This window comes from Leptolyngbya sp. ST-U4 (assembly GCF_039962215.1).
Classification (GTDB): domain Bacteria; phylum Cyanobacteriota; class Cyanobacteriia; order Elainellales; family Elainellaceae; genus Leptolyngbya_A.
The window spans coordinates 1-13,938 of record NZ_JAMPKZ010000015.1; the positions used below are offsets into that span (position 1 = coordinate 1).

At 50.5% G+C, this 13,938-nt stretch carries 7 protein-coding genes and 1 pseudogene; 7 read left to right on the forward strand and 1 reads right to left on the reverse strand.

The features are described 5' to 3' along the window. Positions 1–158: 158 nt before the first annotated feature. The 6 genes and pseudogenes from NDA02_RS19130 (at position 159) to NDA02_RS19155 (ending at position 7,458) form a co-directional block, all read left to right on the forward strand. A complete protein-coding gene (locus NDA02_RS19130; RefSeq protein ID WP_199296601.1) occupies positions 159–407 on the forward strand; it encodes an HAD hydrolase-like protein in 249 nt (82 codons plus the stop codon). A gap of 146 nt (positions 408–553) precedes the next feature. Then, a complete protein-coding gene (locus NDA02_RS19135; protein WP_190792410.1) occupies positions 554–847 on the forward strand; it encodes a hypothetical protein in 294 nt (97 codons plus the stop codon). Positions 848–1,491: 644 nt separating this feature from the next. After that, complete coding sequence (locus tag NDA02_RS19140) at positions 1,492–1,890, forward strand: hypothetical protein (protein WP_190792411.1); 399 nt, start codon at positions 1,492–1,494, stop codon at positions 1,888–1,890. A gap of 45 nt (positions 1,891–1,935) precedes the next feature. Beyond that, a pseudogene (locus tag NDA02_RS19145) lies at positions 1,936–2,419 on the forward strand (SDR family oxidoreductase). A gap of 587 nt (positions 2,420–3,006) precedes the next feature. After that, a complete protein-coding gene (locus NDA02_RS19150) occupies positions 3,007–5,142 on the forward strand; it encodes a serine/threonine-protein kinase (RefSeq protein ID WP_348255642.1) in 2,136 nt (711 codons plus the stop codon). Between the two features lie 273 nt (positions 5,143–5,415). Beyond that, positions 5,416–7,458, forward strand: coding sequence for a CARDB domain-containing protein (locus NDA02_RS19155; protein ID WP_348255644.1), 2,043 nt, complete (start codon positions 5,416–5,418; stop codon positions 7,456–7,458). 359 nt (positions 7,459–7,817) lie between these two features. Here NDA02_RS19155 and NDA02_RS19160 read toward each other — a convergent pair whose 3' ends face one another. After that, positions 7,818–12,929 carry a protein kinase gene (locus tag NDA02_RS19160; protein ID WP_348255646.1) on the reverse strand — a complete coding sequence of 1,704 codons (5,112 nt, stop codon included), beginning with the start codon at positions 12,927–12,929 and terminating at the stop codon, positions 7,818–7,820. 500 nt (positions 12,930–13,429) lie between these two features. On the opposite strand from NDA02_RS19160, the gene NDA02_RS19165 reads away from it, so the two are divergent. Further along, positions 13,430–13,705: a UBP-type zinc finger domain-containing protein gene (locus NDA02_RS19165; RefSeq protein WP_190792441.1), complete on the forward strand. Its 276-nt coding sequence runs from the start codon at positions 13,430–13,432 to the stop codon at positions 13,703–13,705. Positions 13,706–13,938: the final 233 nt, after the last annotated feature.

A 13,938-nucleotide genomic window follows, 5' to 3' on the forward strand; every position in this document is an offset into this window, starting at 1 on the left:
TTACACGAGTGCGTAAATCCGTTGAGTAAGCGACAGGCATTTCACCAACTTGATAGATTGTCCACTCGTTAGCTTAATAGAAAAGGGGCTAATTACCTAAAAACTGCTGTAAAGAAATCTACTTCTGTCCCGGTTTTGAAGGCAGACGATGTTTTCGCGTGACTCGTCACAACTTCCACAACCATAGTCAAAGCAAGTGGTCGGGGCAGTACAGTAAACCCGGCCCAGGAATGCTGAAACTGGCGATGGCGCGGTACAAGCATAGCCCTCAAAATACTTGGTATGTGGGCGATCGCTCAGAAGATGAAACCGCTGCCCGCCGGGCTGGGGTGCAGTTTCAGTGGGCAGAAGATTGGATTGAGCAACATCAAGCGTCTGTGGCTGAACTTACAAATGTCTCTCCATAAAATGGCTCTTGTTCAGATCATATTCTCTGCTCATGCTCGATGAATCCTTGGGGACCCTCGATGCCCTGACCGGATTGAAATGCAGCGACTAATTGAACGAATCTGGCAGGAACACCGATTTTCTATTTTTCTAATTACTTCATGATGTGGATGAAGCAGTGATGCTGGGCGATCGCGTTCTCCTGATCGAACATGGTCAGATTACGGTAGATATGCCTGTAACGCTGCCACGTCCCCGCCAACGCAAATCTCAGGAATTCATAGCGCTGGCAGAGGAAATTTTGGAGCAGGTAATGGGGCATCAAGCGGATTCAACGAATGTACAACCAGCAGAAATGACAGAAATCATATACGCCTATTGGCTTCTACCACAAGTTAAACTTGAGCTGCCACTGTTGGCACGTTATAGAGCAGTATTTCCAAATGCAGTGACGCACTGATGAATTCAAAAAGAATTGCAGCAGCAGAACTAAACATTTAACCAATTTCCTTTCGTTGGGCAAATTATATGGTTTTGTGCTTACATGATTTTTTAATTTAAGGCACTCCCTTATGAATACATAAGCTTCGCTATTTTGGATGAAGCAACCTTGTCAAGATCGCGCTTTAATAATTAAAATCGTTAATAAATCGGAAAAGACTTGATGCGATAAGCGTATTAAATCGCTTTAGTGGAGATATTTATATAAATACTCTGTTAATGCAAAAGCCCTAAGAAACTGATGAAGCTTTTTAATAGCCTCAGTTAATGAGTTTAAACGCTGTACTTGCGCGGTTCACGATCGCTTTACAAGCCAAATTGAAAATCCAAATTGAAGATTGATTGTAGACATGAATGTTGAAGAAAATCGTGAATCATAACGGAGAGTACAAGCCATAACGATGAAACAGTGTTGGAAGAGGTCGCTTCTGATCCTATCCCACTAATATCCCTTCCACAGATCACCCGCCTCCAGAAGATGCTGCTAATCCAGATGAGGAGACGATCGAAGCTTCCCAAAGCATGTCAGATGAAGCTGATAATCGATACATCCATTAACCGCTTTCAATAACCACTTTGCAGTTCCTATGCGAGGAGAAACTCATGAGTGACCCATCCCTATCTGATCAAGCCGTCAATCCTGATCAAGCAGTTGTTGCATCCGCGCAGTCTCAGCCATTAACTGCTCAAAATATGCAGGGGAGTGCAATGCTGGACGCTCGTGTAGAAGTCGGTGGTAGACAACCGGAGGGCGATCCAATCAGTGCTCCGATCGCTACCAATTTCTCAAGTGCACCTGGAACAGGAGATGCGAAAACGGCTGATGCTTCCGGCGAAATGGGAGCCTTTTCTACTGTCGAACCTTCAGCTGAGAAGGGGGCTGTCAATCTCCATAACAATCCAGATATTCCTGCAAACAGCAGCGATTCGTTACAAGGAGTGTTACCTGACACCGAGCAAATTGGTATGCCGACAGATTCTGCAACTAACCTGCCAGATTAAAGGCATCTAATTCCTCCCTCCATCCTGCAACGCCAAATTGCTTAGATTACAGGACCAAGTCGAGGACTGGGCAAAAATACTGCTCTGGCACTGGCAAAAAAAGGAACGGGTGCGATCGTCACGGATCACAGAAATGAAGTGGAAGCCAAAGTAGTCGTCTCGGCGATCGAAGCACTGGGCAGCAAAGCAGTACCTTGCCCAAGCTATGCCGGTTATGCTAGCGCGAAGGGCGCGGTCGAGGTGTTAACCCGGTATAGGGCGAAGGAATTGGGACAAGACAAGTTACGCTGAATACGATCGCTCCCGGTACAATCGAAACGGATTTTGGCGCTGGTATAGTGCGAGACAATTCAGACATTAACCGCTTCATCGCTTCGCAAATGGCTTTGGGTCGCGTTGGTGGGCCTGATGACATTGGTGTGCGATCGCGGTACTGTTGTCTGAAGACAATCGCTTGTCCGAAGACAATCGCTGGGTGGATGAACAGAGAATTGAAGTTTCCGAGGGCAATCGCTCTAGGTTCAACTGAACGCGCTTGGCGCGACAAAATCGCTCGTAGCCGCAATCCAGGGAAGTCGATCGGCTCTGCCTGCAAAAGCAGGTTTTTTCGTTGGTCGCCTTCAATCTCTTTCTTGATACAATACCTAATATTTGTAACACTGTATCAAAAAAAGCCTCTGTGATTATCGATACAGTTAATCCGAAGCTTTACCCCCGTTGTTCTGTCAGTGTTCCCTTGATTGTTCAGGTTTGCTATCGGAATACGTTCTATTGTTTAGGTCTTGTGCAGGAATCGATTGAATCGCATTTGAATTCTAATCTCGGTTTGTAATCCTTCAAGCCATCTGTCGAAAGGTAGATTAGAAGAAATGTGTTATTGATAACATCGATCGTCGGACTGACTACTGAAGGAAGCGTATTTTCCAACTGAAATTAAAATGAAGAGCTTGTGACTTCTTGCATAAGACAGCAATATGGAAGATATATTCTTTTGGGTTTATCCGGAGGTAAGAACCCACTTTAGAACTGATATTATATTGCTGAAATTATTAGGGTGAGCATCAATATAGTGACCGTAGAATAATCAGACTCGATTCTGTAAGCTACATAACAATCATGATTGGCAAAACACTGAGTGGACGCTATTCAATCATCCAGCGGTTAGGTGGGGGAGGATTTAGCGATACTTATCTCGCTGTAGACAAGCAGCTTCCTACGGTTCCTCGCTGCGTTGTGAAGCGGCTGAAGTCAAAATCACCGGACACGGCAACTTTAAAGACCGTGAGGCGTCTATTCAATGCGGAAGCCACAACTCTATATGAGTTGGGTCGCAGAAGCGATCGAATTCCCCGTCTGCTTGCCCATTTTGAAGAGGATGAGGAATTTTATTTAGTCCAAGAATTTGTTGAAGGACACGACCTGAGCCACGAGCTAGCCTACAGCAAGCGGCTGAGTGAGGCAGAAGTGATTGCGATGATCAGCGACATCCTCAGTGTGCTTCAGTTTGTGCATCGGCAGGGCGTGATTCACCGGGATATTAAACCGCGTAATTTGATTAGGCGACAAGAAGACGGCAGGATTGTACTGATTGACTTTGGCGCGGTCAAACAAATTAGCACCGAGGTCGTTCACCTGCAAGCAAAAGGGCAAACCAGCGTCACGATCGCCATTGGCACACCTGGCTATATGCCAAACGAACAGCAGGGGGGTAAGCCTCGCTTTAACAGCGATATTTATGCGGTAGGGATGGTGGCAGTGCAGGCACTCACGGGTTTACCGCCGCATGAGCTGCAAGAAGACTTTGAGACCGGTGAGGTGATTTGGCGAGAACAGGCTCAGGTGAGTCAGGAGTTTGGTGATGTTGTCGATAAGATGGTTCGAACCCATTTCATCGATCGCTACAAATCCGTTGAGGAAGTATTATTCGACCTGCGACAGTTACAGGATGTTGTTTTACAGGGTGTTGTTTCTGAGGAAACCGTAATTTATGACCCGGCTACAGTTCCTGGCACGCTTCCTAGCACGCTTCCTGACCCGGTAGAGCCATTCCCAACTGCCTTAGGTGATTCCATCATAAAATCCAGTAAAGGTGTGGCAAGTACAGGTGCAACAGGTACAGGTGCAACAAGTACGAGTATCGCAAGCACCAGTATCGCTCGTCGCTGGCAATTGCTTCTTTCTCTAAACCGTTTTGTCAATCGCTGGGCGCTTGTGGGAGTAACGCTGGCATCTACCTTTGCAGGATATGGATATTGGCGGTTTCAAGCGATTCCCAGCAGTAGAGCCCTCACAACTCAATTTTTGCCTGCACAGCCGCCGAGTTCGTCCCAGAGCTCATCCCAGAATTCGTCCCAGAATTCACGCCAAAATTCATCTTTATTTACCCTTGCGAACACGTTAGCAGTCCATCGAGGGGCAGTTGATGCGATCGCCATGAGCCCCGATGGCAAAACCTTTGTGAGCGGCAGCGAAGATAATACCGTGAAGCTGTGGGATTCGCAGACTGGCGCATTGCTCCAAACTTTTTCAGGACATACTGCCGAGGTGGTGGCGGTTGCCATTAGCCGCGATGGAGGGATGCTAGCTACGGGGAGTCGAGACAATACCGTTCGGCTTTGGGATCTCAACACTGGAAAGCTGATACATACCCTTAATCATCCCGATTGGGTTTCCTCTGTTGCTTTTAGTCCAGATGGAAAAATGCTTGCGTCAGGCAATTACGCTACGACCGTTTCTGTCTGGAATACAAAAACCGGGGAACTTTTGTGTGACTTTGAAGGTCATTCACAGCCAGTTAAGTCCGTTGCAATTAGCCCTGATGGAAAACTTTTAGCGGCAGGCAGTGAAGATCAAACCATTAGAGTCTGGAGTTTAGAAACAGAGAAACGGGTTCATACGCTCGATCAACATGCCGGTGCAGTGGAATCGGTCGCGATGAGTCCTGATGGGCAAACATTGATCACAGGAGGAACGGATGAAACCTTGATTTGGAATCTCAAAACTGGAAAAGTAGTGCAGACTCTGCCAGAGCAGTCGGGCTTTGTTCGATCGCTGGTTGTTAGCCCGGATGGAAAAACACTGGTCAGTAGCCACGAAGACAACACGATCAAGCTTTGGAATTTGCAGACCGGAGCATTGCTAAACACGCTGCCTGGACATCAGGATTGGGTTTTATCGCTTGCACTTAGCCCGGATGGAAAAACATTAATTAGCGGTAGCCGAGACAAAGCAATTAAGATTTGGCGTTTGTAGAAATTATCGAGTTATTTTCAGGCATTCGCTCAGGGGTTTGATCTCCAATCCTTACAGCCGCTTCTGCCTGGTAAGGCATAGGAGGGGGGGGAAGTTTCTGCATCTGAAGTTTCTGGATCTAGAAACTAGGTTGCCCTGAGCCAAAAACTGACGGTATTCCGGCGATCGACCGCAATTTTGAGCAAATTTGATGATCCGGTACGAAAATCCTTCGGTTTTTAAGAAAGAACCGGTGTAAAGACATAGGAACCTGCTAAAAGTTTGAGGTTTAGAATGGAAGACTCTACAGCCTTACTGGCTTCTGGTGCAGTTGATTTAGCCAGAGAATTTGGACCGTCAGGAGATTTCGGAGAATCTTCTCTGCATCGGGCAACTCGCGCTCGATCGGCTCTTTATTCCGGTGAAACTTTCAGTCACGCTCCCGGGAACAAGCTCGGTCACACTCAAAATAATACTTCAAATAATAAAAAACAATCGACTTTTGATTTGGTTTTCCCAAAAGATGCGGAAGGCTTGAATGACGATCGAAGCTCAGGAATGGATAGCCGATCGGCACAGTTCACAGGTTCAAAAAATAAGAATAAGCCAACATCGCATAATTCGCAGACGCATAGCAATCAAGATGGCTTGACGGGTACTACAGCAGAAGATCCGCTGGTGGGAAATCGCCCTGGCTCAGTGCGGGTGAATCGCAAGCACGGGGGCGCAGGCAGCAGTGGTTCTGATTTAATTGGTGCGGTGGATGACGTGACCATGCCAAAAACGATCGATCCCAGAAAGAAGGATGACAAAGGAAAAATTAAGGTAGATATCACCAATGTGGGTAAGGCTCGAGCTTCAGGATCGCTGGCGGTCGATATCTATGCCTCTCCTGACCTTGTTCTTGATGCAAGCGATCAGCTTCTAGACAGCGTCAATCGGGGCAATGTTCAGATTCAGGCAGGCAACACGCGAAAATTTACCTTTAACTTCACGAATCCGGCTGGGGTCGCACCGGGAGCTTATTATCTCATTGTCGATATTGATTCTGAGAAAACCATTTCCGAGAGCAATGAAACCAACAATGCAGCCTACCATCGGGTTTCTGCCTCTGGAACGGATGTAGTGGTGGACTGGAACGCAACGATTTTGAATGCGATCGTGGCAACGAAAAGTTCTCCTCCGATCGCATCTCGCAATATGGCAATCCTCCATACCGCGATGTTTAATGCAGTCAATAAAAATTCTTTAGGGCCCGTTTCGCGAGAGGCCGCAGTGGCAGTGGCAGCTCACCAAATTCTGCTGAATCTATATCCCACTGAATCCAAACTGTTGAAAGAACAGCTTGAGATGTCGTTAGCCGAGATTACCAACGGTCAGGCAAAAACCAGAGGAATCACGCTGGGTCAAGACGTTGCAGTCGCCATGCTGGAAGAGCGAAAACCGAATGAGGATGGCTCAGGCAATTCTGTTCCTCCTTATAACCACACTCTGGAACCGGGTCGCTGGCGGCCCACATCCTCCGCTGTAGCCGTTCTGCCTCACTGGGGCAAAGTTACGCCATTTACGCTTAAATACGGCTTTCAGTTCCGTTCCATGTTATCGGGTCCTCCTGCCTTGAGCAGTGCTCAATATGCAGCAGAGGTGAATCAAGTGCAAGCGGTGGGCAGTGCAAACAGCACCAACCGCACCGCCGACCAGACCGAGTCTGCTTTGTTCTGGGCAGATAGTGCAGGCACGTTTACCCCACCGGGACACTGGAATCTGGTTGCCGAACAACTGGCTGTGATCAAAAAGAATACGCTGGCTGAAAATGCTCGGCTGTTCGCCCTGCTGAATTGTGCTCAAGCAGATGCTGGCATTGCTGCCTGGGATGCCAAGTATCTTTATGACAACTGGCGGCCTGTGACCGCAATTCGACTGGCAGATCAAGATGGGAATGATGCCACGATCGCAGACCCCTTCTGGACTTCGCTCATTCCGACTCCTCCCTTCCCAGATTACGTTTCAGGACACAGCACGTTTAGCGGTGCCGCATCCACGATTCTTACCTCTCTGTTCGGCGAAAATACCAGCTTTAGCACGACCTCGATTGGATTGCCAGGTGTTGTCCGTTCATTCACCAGCTTTAAGCAGGCAGCAGATGAAGCGGGCATGAGCCGGATTTATGGAGGCATCCATGTGGATTCAGCCAATGTGGATGGGTTAAAGCTGGGTCGATCGATCGGTCAGTATACTTTCGACATGTCGCCCTTTGGGGCCCAGCTTGAATCGCCGGTGAGAAGGGTTAGAACCCAGAGTCGATCGCCCCTCCGGGCAAATGCCGCTAAACAGTGACGCTGTCCTTCACTTGTGGAACTTTCTGAACGATCGAAGTTCTCCAGCAAGGGCTACTGAGTATCTACAAACTGTCTATCCACAAACGGGGTATCTACAAGCTGATTCTGCAAACGCTCCAGGCTTCACAGCCTCAATTCCCCAATATTAGGGGACTTTGAGCGTGAGCAGGAGTGGCTCGGTTCCCCCCAGCATTCACCCGCGAGGGGGCGAACCAGATCGCCGTTTGAACAGGAATCGACAAATCTGTCCGAATGCTTAAAGCCCCCTGTTGCCAGCGATGATCTATTTAGCGGGCTGCTCTTAGGGGGCTGATCAATGTTTGCCAAACTCAATTCTGGATTCCCGATGCAGCAATACTAGTCAATTGACACAGAAGCGATCGCCTGTTGAAAGACGGCTGCATTCTTGAAGTAAATTGCGGGATTATCGACGAGTGCCAGATCGATCAATTCCGCAAGTGCTTTGGGAATTCCGGCTTCGCGCTGGCGAATTGGCACAGGACTGGTTTGCAGCAGTACCAGATACGGATCTTCGCCTTTAAAGTCGCGGGGGAATGCCCCCGTCAACATATAGTAAAGGCAAGCAGCGATCGCCCACAGGTCAAGTTCAGGTTGGGTCGCTTTGAAATCGATCGCCTGCTGGCGCGGCATAAAAGCGGCTGCATTTGCGGCAGAGAAATCGCCGAGTCCGGCTTGTGCAATCGCAGTGGCAATTCCATAGTCAGAGATTTTGACGCCCTGGTCTGGGGTAAGCAGCAGATTGCTGGGTGTGAGCCGTCCATGAATCCTGCTTTGAGGTTGATCGGGTGATTGATCTGGGAAAGTTGCCTGATGGGCGTAAGTTAACCCCTCCAGAGCTTGCAGGACAATCTCAATCGCTTCGCGGGGCAAAAGCTTTCCCTGCTGCCGAACCCGATCGGCAACGCTCTTTCCCTCAAACGAGTCATAGGCAAAAAAGAAAGCTTCACTGGCAATGCCAATTTCCTGAAGGCGAAGCAGGTTGGGATGCTGAAGCGATTTCAGCGCATTGACCGATCGCAAAAATGTATCGATCGCCGAAAGCGGAACCGTTTTCTCGGGCTGAAAAAGTTTTAGCGTGACCGCTTTATCGGTTTGCAGCTGCTGTGCTTCATAAATCGAAACGTGATCGGGGTGGCGTGAAACTGTTCCCACTTCCGAGGCATCAAGCCGATGCAAGATCTTGTAGCCTGCAATTTCAGGGAGCGGTGCAGCACTAGACGAGTGACCTAAATGATTCAACGCCGAACGATCGCTTACGGTTTTCTGATCCAAAATTGCGGTTTGACCCACGCCCGTTTCATGAAAGACAGCTCGATTTGCAGCAGCTATTGGATTCACGCCTTCGATCGCAACTTTAAAGACGGTTTTGCCAAGTTTGATTTCGTCTCCCTGCCGCAAGTGATGCCCGGAAGAACGAATCTGCATTCCCTCCTCCGGAGATTGGTCGGGATTTCGCCGTCCAATAATTTGACCATTGACATAAGTGCCGTGCAGGCTGCCCAGATCGCGAATGCTGACCGAGGGCGGATTAATGTCTAGTAGGCAGTGGTAGCGGGAAACCGTTTTGTGATTTTCGTCGTTGGGCAGTGGCAAGTGACAGTCCTTTGCCCGACCGACAATACAAACGGTGCGATCGCGAAAGCTAAACTTCTGCCCTTTCAAAACCCCTTCTGTCACCGTCAGAATGACCTTAGCGGTTGTCTCCAGCTCTGTGAAGGTCGTACCCAGTGAGGTCGCGAACTCCGTCGCAAATGCCGTCGCAAACGCGGTTGAATCCGGAGATGCCACAGCCCTCCGTAAGCTCTCTGGTATAGCTCCCGGTAAGGCTCCCGGTAAAGCCGCCGGTGAAGCAGATACAGTGGCAGATCGAGTGCGGCTTGTTAACTGCTCGCGAACCCCCTCTGGCCGCAGCCAGCCATAGCCCACCTGCTGAAGTAGCCGCATCAACTGGTTAAAGTCGGCTTCTCCCCAGGCAGGCGTTCCATACGGGGTGAGGGCTTGCCTAACGTCTTCGGGACTGGGTTCGCGCAAATCGGGCAGCGTCGCACGAGGCGGCGTATGTAGCCTCAAGAAGATATCTAGATAAGGACTTGCGCCCTCGTCCCAATCGGCAGGCGATCGATTGTTCAATTCCCAGTCCAGTAGCCACAGTTTTATTGTGCGATCGTCACTGCCCGATGCGACAAAGCGACTATCAGGACTAAAGGTGACCGACTGAACCCTTTCCGTATGCCCGGTCAACGTTTGTACAGCGTCTCCGGTTGCCAGGTTCCACAGTTTCACCGTGCGATCGTCACTGCCCGATGCGGCAAAGCGACCATCAGGGCTAAAGGCAACTGATTTCACTGCCTCAATATGTCCGCTCAGCGTTCGCACACAGTCTCCAGTTGCCAGGTTCCACAGCTTCAGCGTCCAATCATCGCTGCCTGACAGTGCCATTCGTCCATCGGGACCAATCGCGACAGAAGACACGATCGCACGATGTCCCTCCAGGGTTCGCAGCACTTCACCGGTTGCCAATTCCGCCAAAACTACGGTTTTATCCGCCCCACCTGACAGCAGCGATTGTCCGTCCGCACTAACTGCGACTGCGGTGACGCGATCGGTGTGGTAGGTCAAGGTTCGCAGACAGCGTCCGGTTGCGGTGTCCCAAAGTCTCACCGTGCGATCGTCACTGCCTGACACGGCATAGCGTCCCTGAGGATGAAAGGCAACCGCCCGCACTGTGCCCTGATGTCCGGTCAGCGTTCGGAGTCTTTCGCCTGAGTTCACATCCCAGAGCGTCACTGTTCCATCGGCGTTGCCCGATAGCATCTGGGTTCCGTCTGAACTGAGGGCGATCGCCTCTGCAATACTCTGATGTCCTTCAAAGTTGAGCAGACAGCGTTCCGTTTCTACATCCCAGCGTTTAAGGGTGCGATTGACACTGCTAGAAAGGATGGACTGTCCATTGGGTTGAAAGGCAACTGCCCGTACTGAAGCCGTGTGCCCGTCCAGGGTTGTCTGCTCCCAGATCTCGCGGAGAGATTGGCGCGGTAAGTCGAAATAAAGCTTTAACCATGCCTGCACTGCTTCTATGCCCCGTGGGTAGCCGGAGCGTGCTGCGCGCAAATGCTGAGCTGCCGCAGGGGCATCGCCGCGTTTCAGAGCTGACTCCGCCTGGGTAATTTCCTCCTCATAGCGACGATCGCCCGTCAGAACTACCGCCGCAGGCAACATTTGCGACAGCGACAGAGGGGCAAAATCAGCGGGGGCATTCAGGTGAACTGCCCAGAGCTTCAGGCTGTCGCGATCCGTAGACAAGGCATAGCGACCGTCCGAACTGAGCGCGATCGCGTAAATTTCCGATTCATGCGGTTCAAAGGTCCGCAGACATCGCCCCGACTCGACCTCCCAAATTCGCAGTCGCCCATCCTGGCTGCCTGACAAGAGATATCGCTCGTTGGGACTAAAGGCGATCGCCTGCACCCCTGGGTCGTCAAACGTTCGCACCACCTGCCCCGTCGAGAGATCCCACAGCTTGATCGAGGTATCGCCTGCCAGCACATAGCGTCCACTAGAACTAAGGGCAATCGCTGTGAGCTGCTGATGTCCCTTCAACGTCTGAAGCACCTGCCCCGTTGTCAGATTCCAGAGTTTAATCGTTTGGTCATTGCTGGCAGAAATAGCTTCGCGTCCGGTTGGATCAAACGCCACCGCAAACACCCGCGCCCGGTGCCCCCGTAGCGTTTGCAGGCATCTGCCCGAGTTTACATCCCAAAGCTTCAGAGCTGAATCATCTGCACCCGACAAAATGTTGCGTCGATCGGGGCTAAAGGCAATCGCCCGTATCGTACCTTTGTGCCCATTGCTGCTGCTAGTAGGCGGCGATGGATTCAACAGGCGACGAATTTTATCCCGAAAGCGAACGCGTTCGACCCCGCCAAACGTGAACTGAAGGCTATTAGAAGCAATATTCCAAAGTTTGATTGTTTGGTCTTCGCTGCCCGATAAAAGCTGGCTACCGTCGGAATTAAGCGATACGGCAGTCACCTGTCCTCGGTGTCTCCGAAAGGTACAAACGCAGCGACCGCTGGGAACCTCCCAGATCCGAATCAGGCGATCCGAGCCGCCCGATACCGCATACAGTCCGGTGGGACTCAGTGCGATCGACGATACCCAACGACTAGTGCCTTGCTGGTATTCCATAACGCGATCGCGAAACTCTGGCAATAGCTGCTTCGCCTGGGGACATTTTTCCCGGAGTTGTGCCAGCAGCGGCGATAAAGTATCCGTGTGGATGCCCTGCGCCTGAACTTCTTCTAGGAGCCGAAGTGCAGTGTCATAGTCGCCCCGCTCCCAATGCACTAACCCCAGAAAATACTTGCTGTGCCCATCTTCAGGAGAAGGACGGTTCGCTTCGAGCTGGTTCAGCAAATCGCGATCGCTTATTTTGCCCGATCGCCAAAGCATTATTCCCCAGTTGTAGATTGAATTGAGGTGCTGCGGCTGAAGGGTGAGGGCTTCGTCCCAACGCTGAAGGGCTTCTGCGCCCTGACCCAGATCCACCAGTGCCAGTGCCCAGTTGTTGTACGAATCGGCACTTCGCAACGGAGACGGCTCTTGACGCGGGTAGAGTGTCCCTGTCACCGTTTGGTAAATTGCTTGCATCTGATTGGCGACCTCCCGCAGGCTCCCAGGACGCAGATCTGGAGCATTCTGGAAGCATCGACGCAGCAGTTCTGCTACGGGCGCAGGCATCCGGGGAATGCCAGAGGTCATGCCTTCTAGATAGCGATCGAGCACCTGAACTGCCCCCAGACTCGACGACCCAATGGGTTTACCTGTAAACATTTCCAGCAGCGTCAACCCCCAACCCCAGAGGTCAGTTTGGGAAGTTAAGTCAGTCTGATTGATCTGTTCGGGCGATTGATAACCTGGGGGAGCCTCGGCTAGCCCAACCTGAGTGATCTTGGCAATGCCATCGCCAGCCATTAAGACGGTTGCAGGGGTTAGATTTCGGTGGATTAAGCCCTGATCGTGCAGGGTTTGCAGTCCCCAGGCAAGCTGAATGGCGATGTCTAGAATGCGACGAAGCAGTGCGCTCTGCTCGTAAAGCCGCCAATTTTGAATCCACTGATGCAGGGTTCCGTCACTCCCAAACTCGGTAAACACCAATGGCTGCTCACCGGACGGCTCATTCACCCACCGCAGATAGTAGGCGTTTGCCACATGGGGATGCAGCCCCAAGCCTACCCAGGCATCGGCGGTTTGCTTCAAGGCTTCGATTCCACCGATCGCTGCGATCGCCCTCGGCTTGAGACGATGAATTGACAAATCGACATTCCAGCCCAGATGCCGCGCCCGGTAGACCTCGCCAAACTCATCCTGATACAGAATTCCGATGACCCGATACAGATCCAGGATTGTGTCCCCAGCCTGCCACTGTCCGCTGTTCTGGTTTGACATAACAGTAATTTTTTGACTTACGCCGAATCGATCGCGACAACTAGAAATAGGACGTAGAGGACGTTTGAAAAGTTGTGGCTATCGCCCAAATTGCCCCCTGAACCTCCAGGCTCGGGGAGAACATCGCTCGCTTTAGGGATTCAAAATGCACCCAGATGGGGAACCAGAAAGGGAAATAGCGGGGCGATGTAGGACACTTGCGACTGTTTAAACATCCTCCTAGATGATCATCTGATTCCAGTGTGTCAGTCAACCTTCCGGAAAGGGCACTGATTGAGATCACTGATCGAAGTCAGTGGAGGCCATTGATTGAGATCACAGCTGAAGGATTTCGATTCGGTATTTTTATTTTTATACATTATTTAAAGGAAATAGCGCAGCAAGCCATTGGGCTGTGTCGCAAAAACATAAATAGAGTGTCTCTATCCTGCACGATGAGACTATCATGGGTGAACAAGATTGAAGATACGCTCTTAACTTATCTACCCCCCGGTAATCCAATGCCCTGTCAACATTTGAATGAATTGACTGTAGAAAACCTGATCCTAAAATCTAACTATCCTACCTTTCAGTGCGAGGAGTGCGTTCGGGTAGGCGATCGGTGGGTTCATTTGCGAATTTGCCAGACCTGCGGGAAGATGCTGTGCTGTGATTCCTCTAAGAATCAGCACGCCCGTCATCACTACAAGGAAACGGGACATTCTGTAATTAGTTCGGCAGAGCTGGGGGAACAATGGCTGTGGTGCTTTGTGGATGAGCAGGGGAAGAACTATTAATCAATTCTGATGATTTCAATAACGGATTCTGATAATTCCAATAGATCGATTTCCAAACGACGCTTAAGCAGGATTTTAGTTAGCCGGACAGCCTGATCATCGCATCAGAAAGCCTGCAACAAAGGAGATTTTCGCCCAAACGATCGCAAATCTCCGCAAAATTACGTCCGTACGCGCGGTTTGCTTTGCTTTTTGCCCAATCTGGCTGGAAAGGAGCGTCTTGCTGCATTGTG

Bases quoted from the DNA above. Each gene is read 5' to 3' on its own strand.
- NDA02_RS19140 (WP_190792411.1), top strand. From the start codon at position 1,492: ATGAGTGACCCATCCCTATCTGATCAAGCCGTCAATCCTGATCAAGCA.
- NDA02_RS19165 (WP_190792441.1), top strand. From the start codon at position 13,430: ATGCCCTGTCAACATTTGAATGAATTGACTGTAGAAAACCTGATCCTA.
- NDA02_RS19155 (WP_348255644.1), top strand. From the start codon at position 5,416: ATGGAAGACTCTACAGCCTTACTGGCTTCTGGTGCAGTTGATTTAGCC.
- NDA02_RS19150 (WP_348255642.1), top strand. From the start codon at position 3,007: ATGATTGGCAAAACACTGAGTGGACGCTATTCAATCATCCAGCGGTTA.
- NDA02_RS19160 (WP_348255646.1), bottom strand. From the start codon at position 12,929: ATGTCAAACCAGAACAGCGGACAGTGGCAGGCTGGGGACACAATCCTG.